This window comes from Halomicrobium mukohataei DSM 12286 (genome assembly GCF_000023965.1).
Classification (GTDB): Archaea; Halobacteriota; Halobacteria; order Halobacteriales; family Haloarculaceae; genus Halomicrobium; species Halomicrobium mukohataei.
This window is the reverse complement of record NC_013202.1, coordinates 2,965,606-2,984,351: the sequence shown is the minus strand read 5'-3', so window position 1 is coordinate 2,984,351 and position 18,746 is coordinate 2,965,606. Positions and strand designations below refer to the sequence as shown.

General features: G+C 65.3%; 23 protein-coding genes. 13 read left to right on the top strand and 10 right to left on the bottom strand.

Translation table 11 applies throughout. The features are described 5' to 3' along the window. Positions 1-5: 5 nt before the first annotated feature. Both HMUK_RS15050 and HMUK_RS15045 read right to left on the bottom strand, forming a co-directional pair. Positions 6-1,448 carry an RNA-splicing ligase RtcB gene (locus HMUK_RS15050; RefSeq protein WP_015764053.1) on the bottom strand — a complete coding sequence of 481 codons (1,443 nt, stop codon included), beginning with the start codon at positions 1,446-1,448 and terminating at the stop codon, positions 6-8. A 34-nt stretch (positions 1,449-1,482) separates the two neighbouring features. Next, the gene (locus HMUK_RS15045; RefSeq protein WP_015764052.1) at positions 1,483-2,016 is read right to left on the bottom strand and encodes a GNAT family N-acetyltransferase; all 534 of its coding nucleotides are present in this window, start codon (positions 2,014-2,016) and stop codon (positions 1,483-1,485) included. Positions 2,017-2,125: 109 nt separating this feature from the next. Here HMUK_RS15045 and HMUK_RS15040 point away from each other — a divergent pair, with 109 nt between their 5' ends. Then, a complete protein-coding gene (locus HMUK_RS15040) occupies positions 2,126-2,587 on the top strand; it encodes a redoxin domain-containing protein (protein WP_015764051.1) in 462 nt (153 codons plus the stop codon). Between the two features lie 180 nt (positions 2,588-2,767). Next, a complete protein-coding gene (gene nth, locus HMUK_RS15035; RefSeq protein ID WP_015764050.1) occupies positions 2,768-3,454 on the top strand; it encodes an endonuclease III in 687 nt (228 codons plus the stop codon). Between the two features lie 19 nt (positions 3,455-3,473). Here the strand turns inward: nth and HMUK_RS15030 are convergent, their stop codons facing one another. Next, positions 3,474-3,959, bottom strand: coding sequence for a DUF7321 family protein (locus HMUK_RS15030; RefSeq protein WP_015764049.1), 486 nt, complete (start codon positions 3,957-3,959; stop codon positions 3,474-3,476). A 114-nt stretch (positions 3,960-4,073) separates the two neighbouring features. Between HMUK_RS15030 and HMUK_RS15025 the strand changes: the two genes are divergently transcribed. From HMUK_RS15025 to HMUK_RS14990, 8 genes are all read left to right on the top strand, one after another. Then, complete coding sequence (locus tag HMUK_RS15025; RefSeq protein ID WP_015764048.1) at positions 4,074-4,937, top strand: DUF7319 domain-containing protein; 864 nt, start codon at positions 4,074-4,076, stop codon at positions 4,935-4,937. Positions 4,938-4,998: 61 nt separating this feature from the next. Next, positions 4,999-5,673 (top strand): halocyanin domain-containing protein, encoded by a 675-nt coding sequence (locus tag HMUK_RS15020; RefSeq protein WP_015764047.1) that lies wholly within the window; start codon positions 4,999-5,001, stop codon positions 5,671-5,673. After that, positions 5,673-6,089: a DUF7318 family protein gene (locus HMUK_RS15015; RefSeq protein ID WP_015764046.1), complete on the top strand. Its 417-nt coding sequence runs from the start codon at positions 5,673-5,675 to the stop codon at positions 6,087-6,089. Before HMUK_RS15020 ends, HMUK_RS15015 begins: the two co-directional genes overlap by 1 nt. Positions 6,090-6,091: 2 nt before the next feature. Then, positions 6,092-6,949: a Rieske 2Fe-2S domain-containing protein gene (locus tag HMUK_RS15010; protein WP_015764045.1), complete on the top strand. Its 858-nt coding sequence runs from the start codon at positions 6,092-6,094 to the stop codon at positions 6,947-6,949. A gap of 4 nt (positions 6,950-6,953) precedes the next feature. Further along, positions 6,954-7,757, top strand: a complete 804-nt coding sequence (locus HMUK_RS15005; protein ID WP_015764044.1) for a cytochrome b — start codon at positions 6,954-6,956, stop codon at positions 7,755-7,757. A gap of 2 nt (positions 7,758-7,759) precedes the next feature. Beyond that, a complete protein-coding gene (locus tag HMUK_RS15000; protein ID WP_015764043.1) occupies positions 7,760-8,527 on the top strand; it encodes a cytochrome b family protein in 768 nt (255 codons plus the stop codon). Positions 8,528-8,591: 64 nt separating this feature from the next. Then, the gene (locus HMUK_RS14995; protein ID WP_015764042.1) at positions 8,592-8,906 is read left to right on the top strand and encodes a DUF7315 family membrane protein; all 315 of its coding nucleotides are present in this window, start codon (positions 8,592-8,594) and stop codon (positions 8,904-8,906) included. Further along, positions 8,899-9,171, top strand: coding sequence for a DUF7314 family protein (locus tag HMUK_RS14990; protein WP_015764041.1), 273 nt, complete (start codon positions 8,899-8,901; stop codon positions 9,169-9,171). The genes HMUK_RS14995 and HMUK_RS14990 overlap by 8 nt, the downstream gene beginning before the upstream one ends. 370 nt (positions 9,172-9,541) lie before the next feature. Here HMUK_RS14990 and HMUK_RS14985 read toward each other — a convergent pair whose 3' ends face one another. From HMUK_RS14985 to HMUK_RS14975, 3 genes are read right to left on the bottom strand one after another with little or no spacing between them, the layout of a single operon-like run. Then, the gene (locus tag HMUK_RS14985) at positions 9,542-9,970 is read right to left on the bottom strand and encodes a DUF7313 family protein (RefSeq protein ID WP_015764040.1); all 429 of its coding nucleotides are present in this window, start codon (positions 9,968-9,970) and stop codon (positions 9,542-9,544) included. Positions 9,971-10,022: 52 nt separating this feature from the next. Then, entirely contained in the window at positions 10,023-10,766 is a 744-nt protein-coding gene (locus tag HMUK_RS14980) for an NAD(+)/NADH kinase (protein WP_015764039.1), read from the bottom strand. Positions 10,767-10,817: 51 nt separating this feature from the next. After that, entirely contained in the window at positions 10,818-12,050 is a 1,233-nt protein-coding gene (locus HMUK_RS14975) for a digeranylgeranylglycerophospholipid reductase (protein ID WP_015764038.1), read from the bottom strand. Between the two features lie 127 nt (positions 12,051-12,177). Here HMUK_RS14975 and HMUK_RS14970 point away from each other — a divergent pair, with 127 nt between their 5' ends. After that, complete coding sequence (locus HMUK_RS14970) at positions 12,178-13,344, top strand: hypothetical protein (RefSeq protein ID WP_015764037.1); 1,167 nt, start codon at positions 12,178-12,180, stop codon at positions 13,342-13,344. Positions 13,345-13,518: 174 nt separating this feature from the next. Here the strand turns inward: HMUK_RS14970 and HMUK_RS14965 are convergent, their stop codons facing one another. The 3 genes from HMUK_RS14965 to HMUK_RS14955 all read right to left on the bottom strand — a co-directional run bounded on the left by HMUK_RS14965 (position 13,519) and on the right by HMUK_RS14955 (position 16,961). Further along, positions 13,519-13,836 carry an RPA12/RPB9/RPC11 RNA polymerase family protein gene (locus HMUK_RS14965; protein ID WP_015764036.1) on the bottom strand — a complete coding sequence of 106 codons (318 nt, stop codon included), beginning with the start codon at positions 13,834-13,836 and terminating at the stop codon, positions 13,519-13,521. 501 nt (positions 13,837-14,337) lie between these two features. Then, complete coding sequence (locus HMUK_RS14960) at positions 14,338-15,201, bottom strand: 2-oxoacid:ferredoxin oxidoreductase subunit beta (RefSeq protein WP_015764035.1); 864 nt, start codon at positions 15,199-15,201, stop codon at positions 14,338-14,340. Next, positions 15,198-16,961, bottom strand: coding sequence for a 2-oxoacid:acceptor oxidoreductase subunit alpha (locus tag HMUK_RS14955; protein WP_015764034.1), 1,764 nt, complete (start codon positions 16,959-16,961; stop codon positions 15,198-15,200). The genes HMUK_RS14960 and HMUK_RS14955 overlap by 4 nt, the downstream gene beginning before the upstream one ends. A 178-nt stretch (positions 16,962-17,139) precedes the next feature. Between HMUK_RS14955 and HMUK_RS14950 the strand changes: the two genes are divergently transcribed. Both HMUK_RS14950 and HMUK_RS14945 read left to right on the top strand, forming a co-directional pair. Further along, positions 17,140-17,775: an FAD-dependent oxidoreductase gene (locus tag HMUK_RS14950; RefSeq protein ID WP_015764033.1), complete on the top strand. Its 636-nt coding sequence runs from the start codon at positions 17,140-17,142 to the stop codon at positions 17,773-17,775. Between the two features lie 205 nt (positions 17,776-17,980). After that, the gene (locus tag HMUK_RS14945; RefSeq protein WP_015764032.1) at positions 17,981-18,271 is read left to right on the top strand and encodes a transcriptional regulator; all 291 of its coding nucleotides are present in this window, start codon (positions 17,981-17,983) and stop codon (positions 18,269-18,271) included. Between the two features lie 45 nt (positions 18,272-18,316). Here HMUK_RS14945 and HMUK_RS14940 read toward each other — a convergent pair whose 3' ends face one another. Further along, on the bottom strand, positions 18,317-18,733 hold the full coding sequence (locus HMUK_RS14940) for a Rieske (2Fe-2S) protein (RefSeq protein WP_015764031.1): 417 nt from the start codon (positions 18,731-18,733) through the stop codon (positions 18,317-18,319). Positions 18,734-18,746: the final 13 nt, after the last annotated feature.

Sequence of the window (18,746 nt, the reverse complement as noted above, 5' to 3'; positions counted from 1 at the left end):
CGACGCTACTTCGCCTTGAGGTTGTGGACGGCGTCGAGCCAGTCTTCGACCTCGGCGGTCGGTTCGATCGCGTCGGCGATGGCGTCGGCGGACTTGTAGGCCATCGGTGCCTCGTCGCGGACCGACTCGACCACGGACTCGGAGTAGACGCCCTCCATCGCCGCCTCGAACTCGTCCATGTCGACGGTGCGGTGGGCCTCGCCTCGGCCCATCACGCGGCCCGCGCCGTGGGGGGCCGTGTCGTGCCACTCGTCGTTGCCCCGCCCGCGTGCCAGCAGCGACCCCTCGGCCATGTTGAAGGGGACGATCAGTCGCTGGCCCTCGCGAGCGGGCGTCGCGCCCTTGCGGATCGTCAGGTCGCGGAAGTCGACGTAGTTGTGGATCGACTGGAAGCGCTCGACGGGCTCGACGCCGATGACCTCGCAGATCCGGTCGGACATGACCGCGCGGTTCCAGCGGGCGTACTGCTGGGCGAACAGCATGTCGACGTAGTAGCCGTGGGCCTCCCGGCCCACCAGGTAGTCGAGGTCGGTGTTGCGGTCGCCGCTGTCGGGCCGGAGATCGCTCAGCCGGTCGAAGACGTCTTCGATCTCGCCGCCGTCGAACGCCTCGCGGATGGCGTCTTTCCGGAGGTGAGACTCGCCCTTGCCGCCGGTGACCCACTCGTAGAGGTCTCGATCCGAGACCGCCGTGGGGTCAAACTGAAGGTACTCGTGGTACCGCTCCGGGAGTGAATCGCGGATCGTCGCGACGTTGCGCCGCTCGGTCGCTTTGCCCTGCCAGTACTCGGCGACCGACTTGCCCAGGTATCGCGAGCCGCTGTGGACGATCAGCCAGTAGTCCCCGGTCGTCTGGGCGCGAGCGAACTCCACGAAGTGGTTGCCACCGCCCAGCGTCCCGACCCCGCGGATGACGTAGCCCATGCTCTGGCGTTGCTGGGCCAGCACCCGCTCACAGAGCGACTCGAAGTAGTCGGCGTCGTAGCCCTCGAAGTCGAACTCCAGGGGATCGATCGCGGTGCCGAACCGCTCCTCGAAGCTGGCCGCGAACGCCTCGAAGACCTCGTTGGCCCGCTCGAAGGGGAACTCCTCTACCAGGTGGACCGCGTCGTCGTAGTCGTGGACGGTCTGGCCCATCGGAATCGCCTCGCGCACGCGGCGTTCGCGCTCGGCGTCCGAGAGCGGGAGCGTCGAGCCCAACTTCGTCGCGGCCATCCCACAGCCCACGTCGACGCCGACGATGTTGGGGACGATGCGCTCGCCGAGTGGCATCGTGAAGCCGATCGGTGCGCCGGCTCCCCAGTGGGTGTCTGGCATCACGCGGACCGGTTCGGTGAACGCGGGGTGGTCGATCAGCGTCCGGATCTGGTCGAGGCAGTTCTCCTCGACCAGCGACTCGTCCTCGACCATGACCCGGGCCGTGGTGTGGTCACCCGTCAGTTCGATCATACGCGAGGTGATACTCCGCTCGCGCGCATGAACCTCACGGTGCCGTGTGATCGGGTGCCAGGAGGCCGTATCGGTACACGTCGACGTACTCGCCGTCGATGAAGGCCTGCTCTCGGTGGACTCCCTCCCGCTCGAAGCCGACCTTCTGGAGGACACGCTGGGATCCCTCGTTGAACGCGAAGGCGTTGGCGTACACCTTGTGGAGCCGCCGCTCCGTGAACGCGTAGTCGACGAGCGCTCGGGCCGCCGCCGTCGCGTAGCCGTTCCGGTGGTAGTCGGGGGCGATCCAGTAGCCAAGCTCCGCGTTGCCGAACGTCTCGTTGACGCCGTTGAGGCCGACGGTCCCCACTGGTTCGCCGTCGTCACAGACCAGCAAGTGCACGTCGTCTCCCTCGACGACGTGGCGCTCGTACCACTCCTCTTCGTCGCTACTCGTCAGCGGATCGGTCGCGGCGAGTCCCGAACGGACCGCCGGATCGTTCAGGGTCTGCCGACAGAAGTCGAGGTCTTCGCGCTCGATCGTCCGCAACTCGACGCCGTCGCCGTCGATGAACACTGGGCCGGGCATACGCCAACCCACCGGTGAGACACACCTGAGTGTTTCCCCGGTGTGGTTCGTGGTACCGCATTTTCAGACACACCGCGCTTTCTTGTGCCGGTCGCCCCTCCGTTTCGGTATGCTCGATGCCGGCGATCCCGCTCCGGACTTCGACCTCCCGCGCCCGACCGCCGACGGCGACCAGACCTATCGCCTCTCGGCGGCGGCCAGCGAAGCGCCTGTCGTCGTCGCCTTCGTCGCGCCCGACGACGCGGGGACGGCGCTCCTCCGAAATCTCGCGGTCGTCGACTGGTCGCGATCGATCGACCGGCTCTCGGTGTTCGGGGTCGTCGTCGCCGATCTCGACACCGTCGGAGCGCTGGCCACTGACCTCGATCTCCCGTTCCCGCTGCTCGCGGACCCGAACGCATTCTTCGCCGAGCGGTACGACGCCCTCGCGGAGACGCCAGGGGGCCGGCGGCCTCGGCACGCGCTGTTCGTCGTCGACCGCTCCTGTCGGTTCAGGTTCGCGTGGCGTGCGGACGGTCCGGCTCCAGATCCGCCGATCGACGACGTGCTCGGGACACTCGCGTCCCTCTGAACTGTCGAGAGCGAGACTGGCGTCCCGCTCGTAGAATCGCCCCTTCGATCACTGTCGGCCGACCGACCGGCCGGAGGGTGGAACTCTCTGGTTGTTCGCAGTGGTTCCGTCGGCGGTCACAGGTATCGCCAGGCATGCCGGAGTCGAATCGCTCAAGCCCCGCCGGGCCGACCCACGCTTATGGGCACGACGCTCGCGACGCGGGAGGCACAGGCCGAGGAAGTCATCGGGCGACTGCACGAGGAGTATCCCGACTCCGCGATCTCGCTGAACTACGCCAGTCGACTGGAGCTGCTCGTCGCCGTCGTCCTCTCGGCGCAGTGTACGGACGAACGGGTCAACGAAGTGACCGCAGACCTCTTCGAGAAGTACCAGTCCGCCCGCGACTACGCCGAGGCCGACGAGGAGCAACTGGCCGAGGACATCTACGGGATCACGTTCCACAACAACAAGGCCGGCTACCTCACGGCGGCCGGCCAGATCATGGTCGAGGAGTACGACGGGGCGGTGCCGGACACCATGTCCGGGCTCACCGACCTGCCGGGCGTGGGACGTAAGACGGCCAACGTCGTGCTCCAGCACGGCCACGACGTGGTCGAGGGGATCGTCGTCGACACGCACGTCCAGCGCATCACGCGACGACTGGGACTGACCGACGAAGAGCGCCCCGAAGCGATCGAGGAAGACCTGATGCCGATCGTCCCCGAGTCGGAGTGGCAGCAGTTCACACACCTGCTGATCGACCACGGCCGCGCGGTGTGTGACGCTCGCAACCCCGACTGCGGCGACTGCGTGCTGGCCGACATCTGTCCGTCCCAGAAGGGCGACGGCGACGTGGACCTCGCCAGCGGCGAGCCCTGGTCGTGATCGGGTGCGTGTCGGCCCGTCACAGCAGGTATCTGATGACGTAGCGGACGACGCCGACCACGTAGGCCAGCAGCCAGAAGATCACGTAACCGAAGACGCCGATCCGGAGGCGACTGCGCCAGTGGTCCATCCGGTCGCCGCCGATCTCGTCGAGCAGCAGGTCCTGATCGTACTCCTCGTAGAGGTCGTGTTCGTACTTCGCTTTGAAGATGCGGACGATCCCCGTCATCCCGAACAACAGCATCGCGTACGCCTGTAGTCCGAGGACGGCGTGGAGCGCCGAGAGGCCACCGAACTGGTCGGGCAGCCGGGGCAGCATCCAGCCCAGCATCGGCACCGTCGTCAACACGAGGCCGGTGACGACGAACTTCAGGTGGTGCATCAGGACCCCCCAGGTGACGGGCTCGGTCTCGATGATGTAGTACGCACCGTAGAGGAAACACGGGAGACTCGCGGTCACGGCCAGGAAGACGATCGTCGCGACGAGGGCGTCGGAGACCGGCATACCCAACCTAGGGAAAGCCCGCGCTAAAACGTGCCGGAGCCCCGATCGCGTTGCCGGACGGCGACAGCGGTGATGTCAGAAAGCACAAGAGCCTTTGGGACCTAGCGTCGCCACATGGCCGACCCGCAATCGACGCCGCCGGGAGACGACGCCGACCAGCAGGGGGCGACAGCCGACAGCGGGATCGACGCCGACGGCGAGCAGTCGTCCGGGTCAGCCACCGACGAGGCGTCGGTCGAGGCGCTCCGGGCGGAGGTCGAAGAGAAGTACGACTTCGACGACTTCGGCCCCGAGGACATGGCGAAGATGACCGCCCAAGAGTGGGAAGTCGCCTTCGAGGAGGAGAGCTGGATCACCGGTGGCGCGCTGCTCGATCGGGTGGCCGACGACCTCCGCTCGCGCGTCGCCACCCGCGAGGTGTTCGCCCGCGTCGAACGCCACACGGACCCCCAGCGCGTGCTCGCGTACTCCGACGAGGGGTACGCGCTGGTCTTTCCCGACGGGACCGTCGAGGGGCACGGGACGGTGCTGCGCGACGTGAAGCCGACCGTCGCGCTCTGTTCGATGGACGACTACGACGTGCCGGAACCGCCCAGCGACGACCCGCTCCCGGAACCGGACGAGGTCCCCGAGGGGGGCAGCGAGCTTGGCAACTGGATGCTCCAGCTGATCGCCGGGATCCAGTTGCTCGCCGGGATCGTACTGCTCGGCGGCGGTTTCCTCGCAGCGATCGATCAGATCGGCGGTGCGGGTGCGAGCCCGGTCCTACTGATCGTCGCCGGGCTGGCGTTCCTGGCGATCGCGCTCGTGCTCTTCCTGGTGGTCGCCAACGCCCGCCTCTCGGACAAGTTCCGCTCGGAGGAGTACCGCGATCGGCTCCGGGCGATCGGCCTCTCGGACGGAGAGCGTCCGGAGTTCGTACCGGCGCTGGAACCCGACAGTTCCGGGGAGAGTGAGGACGGTCAACACGAAGGATAACGGTGCCTGCTGGCGGTATTCGGTGGGTTTATACAAATTCGGTCCTGAGTTCAGCACGTCTATGAATAGGCGGGAGTTTGTCCGGACTGCCGGAGGTGTCGCTGGGGCCTCCGCGGCCGCCAGCGCCACCGGTGCTGCCGTCGCCCAGGAGGAGGAAGGCGGCGACGGCGGCGGCGGTGGCGGCACACCGGACTACGGCGACTGGTTAGGCAGCGTGAGCAACTTCGACGGCGAGACCGTCGACGCCACGGGGCAGGACTCGACGACCGTCGAGGTCGGCGTCCAGGCAAACGGCGGTGCCTTCGGCTTCGGGCCAGCAGCGGTCCACGTCGACAACGGTGCGACCGTCCAGTTCGAGTGGACCGGCGAAGGCGGCCGACACAACGTCGTCTCCGACGGCGACGGACCGCTCGACTCCGGCGACGCCGTCGACACGACCGGCGTCGAGTACGAGCACACCTTCGAAGAGGACGGTATCTACCCGTACTACTGTGTGCCCCACAAGAGCCTCAACATGAAAGGTGCCATCGTCGTCGGCTCCGACTACCCCACGGCTGACTCCGGCGGCGACGGCGGCGGTGAAGTCGAGACCCTCGATCCCGAGGAAGCCGGTGTGCCGATCCAGCCCCACTGGGTCGGTATCGGTGCAGGACTCGCGATGGTCGTCTCGACGATCTTCACGTTCTACCTGCTGAAGTACGGTGAATCGGCGAACACCAAAGGAGGGAACAACTGATGTCCTCGACAGGCTCTAACTACGGCGACATTCATCGCTACGAACAGCCACGAGAGAGTACGGCGGCAGCCCTGGGGATCGTCCTCCTGACGATCATCGAGGTCGTCTTCGTCGGTCTGTTCACCTACGGCATCCTCGCGGGCTGGGCCTCGGGCGTCGGGCCGTCCCTGACATCGCGGCTCATCAACGCCAACATGTTCATGGGCGGCGTGTTGACCGTGATCTTCGTCGACCTCGCCTTTATCATGCTGCTGTATCGCAAGGAGTTCCTCCCCGACGTGATGATCGTCAAGAAGCGTCGTCGCAAGTGGGAAGACCTCTACATCCGAGAGGAAGACGTCGACGGCGAGTCCTTCGGCGGTGACGATCCCGTCGAGAGCATCAAACGAGCGGTCTACCCCTACTACAAGAAATAACTATGCCACTAGACGAAGACAAGTATCCGGCCGAATCCGGCCGTCGACGGTTCGTCAAGGGCGTCGTCGGGAGCGCGACGCTGTCGAGCGTCGGCGCTGGCGGCGCGGCGGCCCTCGAAACCACGACCTCGTCGGGCGGTGTCGGTGGCGGTTCCTCGACCTACGTCGCGATCGAAAACACGGCGGGTCCGGCTCCACGAGGTATGCCGATCATCCCGATCACGATCGAGAGCGGGGAGCTACAGGGTCACTGGCCCGAGTACGACCCCGAGCGCGGGATCGCAATCGAGGACGACTTCGGGGGCAGCGGTATCCCCTACTCCTCGCAGATGCTCCAGTACTGTGGACTCCAGACGGCCGAGGGCGTCCAGCCACAGGCCGAACAGAACAACACGTTCACCATGACGACGGGTGACTACGACTGGCAGTCCGAGTACTCCGACGGCGACCCCCTCACGGTCGACATGTTCGACGACTACGAGGAGTGGGGCAACGACATCGGGAGCGAAGGACTGGGCAAACCCGCGACCGCGAACTGGCGGTCCGAGGGTGACGTACAGAACATCACCGTCCAGGTCCTCCGATCCCCGGAGGTCCCCAAGATCGCGAACGGGGAAGGCAAGTACTCCAGCATCCCCGGCCCGGTCCAGCAGTACTTCGCCGAGGCGACCGAACAGTCGTTCATGGCCTGGGTCAACAAGTGTACCCACTTCTGCTGTGTTCCCGGCTACAAGACGCTCTCGGGCGCTGCCGCGTACAACGCCGAAGACAAGGTGTACTGCCAGTGCCACCAGTCGGTGTACGATCCGTTCAGCCCGACCCAGGTGACGTTCACCGCGCTGCCGCGGCCACTACAATAGAACAATGAGTTTAGAACGCAAAGACGACCACGACCACAAAGGGTGGATGGAGTCCAGAGAGCTGACGACGCTGGAATCCATCTACCTGACGGCGCTGCTGTGGCTCGACAAGCGACTGCGCATCGTCGACTACCTGGAACTGCTCGAAGACCTGTACTACAAGGTCAACATGCAGATGCCAAAGAGCCACACGGAACAGTACAACCTCGACAACAAGTTCTGGTACTGGTACCCGCTGTACGCGCTCGGGTCGTTCTCGACGATCTCCTACGTCGTCGCGGCGATCAGCGGGGCTTTGCTCGGGTTCTACTACGCACCGGCCGCGGCCGCCTCCGACGGGACCGCGACGGTCGCCTACGAGTCGGTCCAGCTCATCATGGGCGAGCTCAACCTCGGGTACCTCCTGCGCTCGATCCACCGCTGGTCCGCGCAGGTGATGGTGGCCGCCGTGTTCCTCCACATGCTCCGGGTCTACTTCACCGGCGCGTACAAGGAACCCCGTGAGGTCAACTGGATCATCGGCATCGTGCTGATCTCGCTGACGCTCGTGTTCGGGTACACGGGCTACCTGCTGCCCTGGAGCCAGCTGAGCTACTGGGCCGGCCAGATCGGCGTCGAGATGGCGCTGTCGATCCCGCTCATCGGCGAGTGGGTCGCACAGCTGATGTTCGGCGGGTTCACCCTGTCACAGAGCACGTTACAACGGATGTACATCCTGCACGTGTTCTTCCTGCCGTTCATCACGACTGCGATCATCGCGGTCCACATCGGTATCGTCTGGATGCAGGGCATCGCTGAACCACACTAATCATGAGCGACAACGACACCAACGACGACGTTCGCACGGACGGGTCTGGCACAGGCATCGTCGCGCCGGACGACGAGACGCCGACGTGGCGAGAGCGCAAGGAACGAACCGAGGGACTCGCGCGCCTGACTTACGAGTACTTCGAGCGGTCCCGGCGTGAAGACCAGGACCTGCGCCAGCAGTCGGACTACGTCGAGCGCGACGTGCTGGCGTTCCCGGCCTGGCCCCACGAGATGATGCGCAACCTCGCGCTCACCTCCTTTTTCGTGGGCATGATCCTGTTCCTCTCGGCCGCGCTCCCCCCCGAGATGCCCCACCCGGCCAACGCCAACCAGACCCCGGCGATCATCCTGCCCGACTGGTATCTGTACTGGTCCTTTGGCCTGCTGAAGCTCCAGTCGCTCAATCCCGAAATAAGCCTCCTCGGCGGCCAGAAGCTGATGAGCGACCGGATGTACGGCGTCATCGCGAACGTCGTCGTCGTCGGATTCGTCGCGATCGTCCCCTTCCTCAACAAGGGCTCGGCGCGCCGGCCGGTCGAACAGCCGTTCTGGGCGGCCGTCGGGATGGCTGGCGTCGTCTTCAGCCTGACCATCGCGGCGCTGTCGGTCCAGAACCTCATTCCCATGAGCTCGGACCTCCTGCTCGACCTGAGCTTCCTGTTCCCGATCGTCTGTGGAGCGATCACCTACGCCGCGCTCCGGACGATGCGAGAGGGGTACATGTTCAACCTCAACCGCCGTTACTACCGGCTGCGACCGCCGAAGTAATCCGTCGTCGCTCTTCTGTCGCCGTCTCGCCCCATATAAGTAGCTGCCGCTCCTAGAGCAGCCGATGACGGACGAACAGTCGGTCGACGCGGACACAGACCAGGACCGAGACGTGGTCGTCCCGCTCCGGGTGTACAAGACCGTCACCGTGTTCTCGACGCTCTTTGCGGTCGTCGGCGTCGTCGGTGGCTTCGTGCTCGTCGACCGGGCAACTGAACGAGCGACGCTTCCGGCCTCGGAGATCGACCCGATCGTCGCACTCGCCGGGATCGGACTGATCGTGTTTGGTGCCGTCGTCTACGCCTTCTCGACGCGCTTTCGCACCGAGGAAATGGGAAAGTCTAAAGACGACGCTGCCGAAGATTCAGGTAATGGCTGACGAGTTCATCAAAGGGCTATCTGCCCTCGTGATCGGGGGTCTCGGCTGGATGACGGTCGCCGGCTGGTACAAGACTCCGAGCTTCGAAGGCGCACAGCTGACCGGTGAAGCGCCCCCCGCAGAGGCGCTGACGGTCTACGACCAGGTGGCCCTGTTCATGGGCGACGCCTTCTTCTGGTTCGCCATCATCGGCGCGCTCACGTTCTGGCTCCTGATCCCGCTGGTCGAGGAAGGCCGTCAGGTCTGGGCCGAGCGTAGCAACTGATCGACGGCGTCGGTCTCGGTGTTCCGGCACGTGAGGTCGACAGCGGGTTTGCTCTCTGCCGTGAGATTGCGGTGCTTCGTGGAGCGGGCGACGCCAGCAACATCGCTTGCGCCGTCTCGACACAGTTCGTACCGGGCCTAGCGCAGCGCTCGTGACGGCGACGGCCGACTACACCACTGTGGGCGCTGAGCCGGCGAGCGCTCTGGCGGCGTCGAAACGGGAGCTGCCAATCACAGAGCAAAAACGTGGCCACGAATGCGTGTCCCCGATCGGAGACGAAGCGACGACTGTCGGTCCCACACTGCTCGGTAGCAATCACCGGCCGACCGCACGCCACGTGCGGTCGACCGGACGACGGCGACGGCCCGTCTCAGATGATCGTTCCGATCGTCCCGGTAAAGAGCATCTGGAAGCCCAGGTACAGAAGCGACAGCGTCCAGAGGCTCAGCGACGCCTTCGGCCGATCCAGCGGGACGTCACGACGGGCTTCGACCTTCCGGGACTCGAACTCGAAGAGGTCGGTGATGAGCAGTCCCGCCACGAACATCGAGAGGACCATCCCCCCGTGGTGGTTGACGGTGAGGTAGTAAAACGAGGCCAGCATCAACAGCACGTTGGTCGCCTCGTGAGGAATAAAGCGGCTGATCGCGTCCGCACCGCCGTCCTCGTACTGTTCGACGTGACGGTTGTGGGCGAGGTATCGCGTCGCCATGTTGGCGACGACGAGCACGAGCAGGACAGGCTCGATAAAACTCTGGAGCGTGTCCAGCTGCCCGAAGATGTTGACGAACGGCTCCATAGAAGCAAATCCGTCCGACGCCCATTAGTGTCTTTCCAATTCTCGGTCCGGCCTACGGGAATCTGGGCCGACTCGCCGGAAGCACGGCGACCGTGACCGATCGTTCTGTCGTCAGTGTCACCGTCTCTCCGGGTGGGACCGGAGCGACGGACCGATCGTCGGCAAACAGCGTCACGTCGGCTTCGTCCCGTTCGACGGTGAGAGTGATCCGTTCGTCGCCCACGATCCAGTGGTCGGGGTTGGTCGCGAAGGGTGCGATCGGAGCGACCGCGAGGACGCCGGTCTCGGCGGCGACGATCGGCGTTCCGACCTGCCGTGCGTACCCGGGCGTTCCGGCCGGCGTGGCGACGACGACGCCGTCGGCCCGGAACTGCCCGACGTGGGTCGCCCGTGCGGTGACGGCGAACTCGGAGATCCGGGCGGCCTCCGACGTGACGAGGGTCACGTCGAGCAGGGCGCAGTCGACTCGCTCGCCGTCCAACTCGACGGCAACGAGCGGGTGAGATTCTGTCGTCCACTCTCCGGCGACGATCGAGGGGGCCGCCTCGACGGCGGCCGCTCCGGGAACCGAGCGGAGCCCACGACCCGCGTCGACGGGCACGACCGGCATCGACGGTCGCTGGCGTGCGACCGCGAGCGTCGCGGGCTCGCCGACGGCGACCACTACGTCAGGGGCGTCTGCGACGACGGCCTCGGCTGTGCCGGTTCGCACCTGGCCCCCTGCGTCTTCGATTGCGTCGGCGAGGTCGTCGTCGACCTCACCGACGACACCGACGACTGGTGCCCCAGAACTCATTGGTAGTGCATCCGGGTGGCCGGCAAAAAAGCTGCTGAACGACCGCGACAGTCAGGCGCTCAGTCGCCGACGGGCGTACTTCACGAGCGTCGGCAGGTCCGAGAGGTGCAACAGCTTGCTGATCGCGCGCTTCTCACCGGCGTTGACGCGTGCGAGCGTCCCCGCACCGACTTCCTTCAGGTCGGCCATCAGCTGGTCGTAGCGGCTGTTGGGAACGAGATAGAGCAGCTCCGTCATCAACAGCCGCTCGCGGGCCCGCGGTGCGACCTCGCTGTGCCAGAGCTTGTCGTAGGTCGCCATCGTCTCGGCGTCGGTGTTGGGCGTCTCGGGCGTGAGGCAGGCGTCGGCGGTGATCGCGGCCATCCGAGCCGACTTCATCCCCTTGTGGATCCCCTCGCCCCACAGCGGATCGATCGTCGGGACGGTGTCGCCGATCGCCATGAACGAGTCCGTGCTCATAGAGGACGGCCGCTGGATGTGTGCCGAGCCGCGGTGTTGTTTCGATTCGAGCTTCTCGGCGTCGTCGAAGCGGGGATCGCGGTCGAGCCAGTAGTCGAGGTAGTCGTCGATGCCCATTCCATCCTTCGCCCGCTGGCTGTGAGAGTCGTTTTGGATGTAGCAGAGCCCGACCTTCGCCGAGCGCCCGCCCGTGTGGAAGATCCACGAGTACCCACCCGGTGCGAGGTCGTGGTCCAGTCGGAGCATCATCGCGTCCCGGAGGTCGGCGTACTCGGGGTGGTTCACGTCGACGTTCTCGAACTCGTACTCGATCCCGATGGCCTGGTGCTCGCGCTTCAGGTCACACACGTCGAGTTTCTTCGCCAGCGGCGCGGCCGGTCCCGTCGCGTCGACGACGATCTCGGCGTAGACCTCTCGATCGCCGTTGTAGCTGACGCCGACGATCTCGCCGTCTTCGGTGATCGGGGCGGTCACCCGCGAGTCGAAGCGATACTCTGCGCCCTTCTCGCGGCTGTCGGCGACGAGGAACTGCTTGAACTCGGCGAACTCCAGCACCGCGCCGGCCTGGTCCTGGACGTAGTAGTCGTTGGGCGATTCGAGGACGACGCTGTCCGTGTACTGCATGACCACGTCGTCGGGGATCGAAAACGACGCCATCATCGAGGGGAAGGTACCTGCCGTCGACTTGTTGCTTTGACGTGGGAACCCGTCTTCTGGCTCCGTTTCGAGGACGAGAACGTCGTAGTTCCGCGCAGCCAGGTCCCGGGCACACTGGGCTCCTGCTGGCCCGGCACCGGCGACGACCACGTCAAAACGCTCACTCATATCCTGTGATACGACGTGTCGGTAATGAGTCTTGCTGAACGTCGTCGCCGCGTCTCTCGAAAGCGTAAAGCCCCCGCCGAGCACAGCACTTCGATAGCGCGGGCGATTTCGTCCGCAGGTGGTCTCAATGCTCAAGACAGGTGCAGGGCGACTCGCCGACAGCAGTCGGCTCCCGACGGCAGTCAGAGCGGTGCTTGGCTACTACGCCGACGCTGGCGTCTTCGACTACGGGAGTCTGTCGCTGAAAGGCGAGATCGACGATCGAACCGAGCGGATGATCGACGACGTGTTCGCGCTCGTCGAGGACGCTCTCGCGGAGGCGTTCGACCGCGACAGCGTCAGCTTCGAGTACGACACGAAGCTCGTGTTGCCCGCACAGCTGACGCTTGGCTACGTCTACCGCCGCGCGCGCCAGCGGGCCGGCGAGGACCCCGTGACCGACGAGATCGAAAGCGGCGTTCCCGGCGTCGACGAGACGGCGCTCCAGGCCGGCCCCGGTCAGGAGCTGTCGCCCCGAGAGATGGTCGTTCGGGCCGAGCAGATGACCCGCCTCTCCATCGAGGCGCTGATCGACGGCGACATGCGCGACGCGATCAACGACGCCGAGTTCGAGGACTTCGCCGTCGACTTCGAGCCCGACGAGATGCGCCGCGTCGCCGAGGTCGCACAGCGCGCGCTCCAGGACCACCTCGAAGAGATCCTCGACGGGCTGCCGCCGATCGTCGCCCGGCGCTACCAGTGGGCCGTCGACTACAGTGAGGCCCACCAGGACCGGGACGCCCACTTTCGGGACCTCGTGGACGCCGCCGAAGACGGCGACGACACGGCACTCGCAGACGTTCGCGACGAGTACAAGTTCGCCGCGTTCACCGACGACGACGTCGCCGAACTGTTCTCCGAGACCGAACGAGCGCTACCGTACATGAAGACGCAGTACGCTCGGGTCGGCGTGCTGTACGACGGCATGCTCGACCTGTACCGACTCGCCGGCCTCGACATCGAAGACGAGTTCGCCCGCGCCATCGTGCTCGCGATCGTCGGCGCACAGATCTGGCTCGACGACGTGGACGACTACGCCGACGACCGCCGCGAGGGACAGTTAACCCCAGTCACCGCCGAGTACCTGCTGGCCCCCGACGACGAGGCCGCCTACCGCCGCGTCGTCGACATCACCGAACAGTACCTCGATCTGGCCAAGGAGTACGCGACCGCCGTCGACTCGCCGCTGACCGGCGTGGCCGTGGAGTACATCTATCGGTCTGGAGAACCCGAAGTACTGCCGGGCAAACCCTGATTCGACGGGATTCGCGCTGTGTGCGAATCCCGCTTCTTTCGCCCACGTTTTTGCCGAGAGCGGTTCGCGCGAAGCGCGAACCCGAGCGGGAAAAAGGTGGTTGCCAGGATATCCATCGGTCTGGAGAGCCCGAAGTACTGCCGGGCAAACCCTGATTCGACGGGCGTTGCGCCGTCAGGACTCGCGCCACTTGTGGCCACACTCGACGCAGGTGAACAGTCGAACCTCGTAGGAGCCGCCCGGCTTGGGCAGCATCTCGTAGCCGGCCCGGTCGCTGTCACAGCCTTCGGCCGGACAGGACTCGTGCATCGTCTCGGTGGCGTCTTGGGTCGCGTCGGCGACGGCGGGTGCCCCGTCGTCCCGCTGTCCGTCCTGGGTCGTCATCGCCGCTTCGGCGTGCGAGTCCCGTGATTCCTCGTTCTCACAGGAGCGACACACCCACGTGTCGCCCTCCGTGTGCATCATCGAACTACACTCGTCACAGAATCGCATACACCGTCGGAACACGCGGTTGTCGGATATATGTGTTAACTTTCGTTCGTGGATTTCAGACGGAGGACTGTCGATCGTTACCGGACCGACCGTACGTCACCGGGAGACTCCGGCCCTCGTCTCCAGAGCCGGTTCTCACAGCGTTCAGTCGGACGCCGTGGCCCGGGCAAACGGCGACAAGAATCAACAGCCGGTAACTGCTCGTGTTGATCGTACTGATCGAGATCATCGTAGCCGGTTGGAGAACTGTAGCACTCGTGCGAACGAACGGCTCGAAGAACCCGGTCGTTCGCGCGATTCACCGTCAGAGCAAGCTCTGACGAGCAGTGCGTTCGCGGTGTTCACGCACAACACCGCGAGCGCGCCGGTGGCGAGATTCCTTCGGAATCTCGAAAGACGAACGGCGAAGCCGTGAGTCAGGCACGACTCGCGGTCTTTTTCGCCCACGTTTTTGCGCGAGCGGTTCGCGCTCCGCGCGAACCCGAAGCGGAAAAAGGTGGTCTAGTAGAACTCTCGGACGAGATCCATCGCACCGTCGGGTGCGCCGTCCGGGATCTCGGCCATATTCTGGTCGAACCCTTCACGCTCGTCGAAGGGCACGGAGTCGTCGTCGCGGTAGAGGACGCCCATGTACTCCTTGTCGCCGTCGAGGATCTTGTCTTTGGCCTGATCGGCGTCGGTCTCGTCGTGGTCGGTCTCCTCTAGGTCCTGGATGGAGTCGCGGAAGTAGTCGTAGGTGTCCACGTCGTTGAACGTCACGCACGGGGAGTAGACGTTGACGAAGCCAAAGCCGTCGTGTTCGATCGCCTCCTGGACCAGCTGAGCGTGGCGCTGGGAGTTCGAGGAAAAGGACTGAGCGATGAACGTCGCGCCGGCCGACAGCGCGAGGGCCTTGGGGTTGACCGGCGGCTGGTTCGGACCGTCCGGCGAGGTCGAGGTCTCGAAGTCCTCCCGGGAAGTCGGCGAGGCCTGTCCCTTGGTGAGCCCGTAGATTCGGTTGTCCATGACCACGTAGGTCATGTCGACGTTCCGGCGGACGGCGTGGATGAAGTGGCCGGCACCGATGGAGTAGCCGTCGCCGTCGCCGCCAGCGACCATCACTTCGAGGTCGGGGTTGGCGAGCTTGACGCCGATGCCGACCGGGAGCGCGCGCCCGTGGACGCCGTGGAGCGCGTAGCTGTGCATGTAGGTCCCGATCTTGCCCGAACAGCCGATCCCGGCCACGACGAAGGTGTTGTCGGGGTCGTTGCCCGTCTCGGCCAGGGCCTTCATCATGCCGTTCATGGTCCCGAAGTCACCGCAGCCGGGACACCAGGTCGGTTGCTTGTCGGACTTGAAGTCGGTAAAGCGAATGTCTGAGCTCATGCTGACACCTCTGTCTCCTCGGCGACCGCGTCTTTGATCTCTTCGGCCAGTTCGTCGGCCTTGAAGCGGACGCCGTCGTACTTGTTGACGCGGTCGACGCGTTCGAGCACGTCGTGTTCGATCACGTCGGCGAACTGCCCGGTGGCGTTACACTCGACGACGATCGTCTGCTCTGCGGCCTCGATCTCCTCGCTGAGGTCGGGCCGCGGGAAGATGTAGGGCACCGAGACGAAGCGCACGTCGAGGCCGTCCTCGGCGAGCATCTCCAGTCCTTCGCGCATCGCGCCCTCGTTCGAGCCCCACGAGACGACCAGCGTGTCGGCGTCGGGATCGCCGAACTCGCGGTAGTCCCAGTCTTCCTGTTCGCGGGCGGTCTCGACCTTGCGTTCGCGCTTCTCGACCTGTTCCTCGCGGACCTCGGTGTCTTCGGTGCGGCGACCGAGCGCGTCGTGTTCGAGGCCGGTCGTCATGTGTGCGCCGCCGCTCGTCCCGGGGAAGGTACGGGGCGAGACGCCGTCGGCGGCGGGGAAGTGTGGCTGGAACTGGTCTTTCTCGTTTTGCCAGCCGTCGATATCGTCCTCGTCGACGACCTTGCCGCGCTCGATCTCGACCTCGTCCATGTCGAAGGTCTCGGGCGCGAACGTCTGTTCGGTCACTGCCAGCGCGAGGTCGGACACGAGGAAGACCGGCGTCTGGTACTTCTCGGCGAGGTTGAACGCTTCGACGGTCTTCCAGAAGCACTCCGAGATGTTCGTCGGCGTGACGACGAACCGCGGAATCTCGCCGTGGCCGCCGTACAGCGCCATGTTGAGGTCGCCCTGTTCCTGCTTGGTCGGCATCCCCGTGGAGGGGCCAGAGCGCATCACGTCACAGATCACCAGCGGCGTCTCGGTGGTCGCGACGAGCCCGAAGGTCTCGGTCATCAGGTCGATCCCGGGGCCGGACGTGGCCGTCATCGCTCGTGCGCCGGCACGGGCAGCGCCAAGCGCCATGTTGATCGCGGCGAGTTCGTCCTCGGCCTGGACGACCTTGCCACCGAACTGGTCGACGCGGCCGGTCATGTACTCCATCACGTCCGTCGCGGGCGTGATCGGGTAGCCGGAGTAGAACCGACAGCCAGCGGCGATCGCGCCCATGCCGATGGCCTCGTCACCGTTGAGCAGGACGTAATCGTTGTCGGTCGTCTCCAGCGAGTAGCCAAAGTCGTGGTCGTACTCCTCCTGGACGAACTCCTGGCCGGCGCGGGCCGCCTTCTTGTTGTTCTCGACGATCGCCTCGCCTTTGTCGCCGAAGCGCTTCTCCAGGGACTCGTCTAAGTTCTCGATGGGGAAGCCGGTCACTTCACAGGCTGCACCGAGGGCGACGACGTTGGCCATGATCGCGCCGCCGGCCTCTTCGGCGAGTCGCTTGAGCGGCACTTCGAGACCGATCATCTCGTCGGGGATCTCGACGTTCTGCATCGTCGTCCGCTCCCCGTCGTAGATGATGACCGAGCCATCGTGGAGCTCGTTCATGTTCTCGTCGATGGTGCGCTCTGTCAGTGCGATGAGTACGTCCAGTCTGTCGACGACACTCTCGACGCGGTCGACAGCTGTCCGGACCTTGTAGGCCGTGTACCCACCGCGGATACGCGACGCGAAGTCCTTGGACGTGAAGACGTGTCGACCTGCCCGTGAGAGTGCCTGGGCGAAGATCTTCCCGGTAGAGTCGATTCCATCGCCGGCTTCGCCGCCGATGGCCCAGTTGAGGTCTTCGGGCATTCTAGCCTCGGGTACCCGTCGCCAAAGGAAAAACCTTCTGTAAACCGTTGACTATCGGGTGAAGTGATGCTGCGATCGTGGCGGCGGGAACATATACCCGGTTCCGAGTCACAACTTTCGTCACACGGTGTGTCGTCGGGACCGAAACCGGCTTGCCGCCGATCCACCAAGCGATCCCATGGACGACACCGACTGTCGCGTCGCGGCTGTCCGAGAGGTCGGCCCCGACACGGTGGCGATCGACATCGAGACGCCGACGGACTTCTCGGCTCGACCGGGACAGTTCGTCAAACTCACCTTCGAAGTCGACGGCGAGACCGAACCGCGATTCTACACGATCTCCTCGTCCGAGGTGGCCGAGACGTTCGAGATCACGGTCGGAATCGATCCCGACGGGACGGTCGGACCGCTGCTTGGCGATCTGACGGCCGGCGACACCGTCACCGTGGCCGGTCCCTTCGGCAGCGACTACTACGAGGACGAGTCACGAGCGGTCGTGCTGGCCGGGGGTCCCGGTGTCGGCCCCGCCGTCGGGATCGCCGAGCGCGCGCTGGCCGAAGGAAACGACGCGGCGATCGTCTACCGGGACGACGAGCCGGTCCACGAGGAGCGACTGGCGGCTCTCGACGACGCCGGTGCGTTCGTGCGACTCCTGGACATCGACGAGGATCTGACCGACGCCACCGCCGCGGCGCTCGAAGACGGCGGCCAGCTGTTCGTCTACGGGTTCGCCGACTTCATCGACGCGGCGACGGCCGCCGTCGAGGATGCCGGCGGGACGACCGAGGACGCCAAGATCGAGAACTTCGGATAGCTGGGAGTCCCAGGGTGCTCTGCTGGGGGCCTCGGGAGGACAGCGTCGTCTGCTGGCACCGCTCGCCGTTCGCCTCTGCTGCCTGTCTCTCGTCGGGAGCTCGGCCTCTCGTAACAGCCACAGTACAACTGCGGCATCGGAACCGTCGTCGCCGGGCGATTCCGGAGACAAAAAGTATTTTACCGATAGTGTGCCAAAGGATACCATGCGCGAGGCAAGTCGGACGACGCGCCAGCGCATCGCCGACCGACTCCGGGCCGAGGCGCTCGCCGCGGGCGCGATCGCTCGAGAGTTCGAAATACGGACCAGCGACGCGCTCGATCACGTCGAACACATCGCTCGCTCGCTGGAGTCGACAGACGAGCAGCTGCTCGTCGCACCGCCGGCCTGTGAGGAGTGTGGGTTCGACGACTTCGACGATCTGACCAACCGACCCAGCAGGTGCCCCGAGTGCAAGAGCGAGGCGATCTCCGAACCCGCCTATCGCATCGAGTGACGCTGTCGGGACCGGGGCTCCGACAGACTGCTCGGCGTGCCGTGTTCAGTTCCCCGAGAAGCCGATCCGGCTCCCCGAGGACAGGTCTCCGTCGTCGGCCGGTCCCAGCCCGCCGAACTCGCAGCCGTCTTCGGTGAGGTAGACGCCGCCGTCCGCGACGGTCACGTCGACCTCGCTGAGTGTCGCGCCCTCACAGGGACCGAAGTTGCAGTATCCGGTGTCGGTCTCGAAGGTCGCGCCGTGTTTCTCACAGACGAGTTCGGCTCCCCGTAGCGTCGCTCCCGAACCCTTGTCGAGACGCACGTCTCGCCAGTGTGGACAGTAGTTCTCGAAGGCGACGATGCCGTCGGACAGTCGCAGTAAGATCCCCTCTCTCCGTTCGCTCCCGTCGACGATAGTGAACAGCACGGTACCGTCGTCGGGAACGGCCTCGGTATCGACGATACGTCGGTCGGCGTCCATGCTCGCCTCTCCG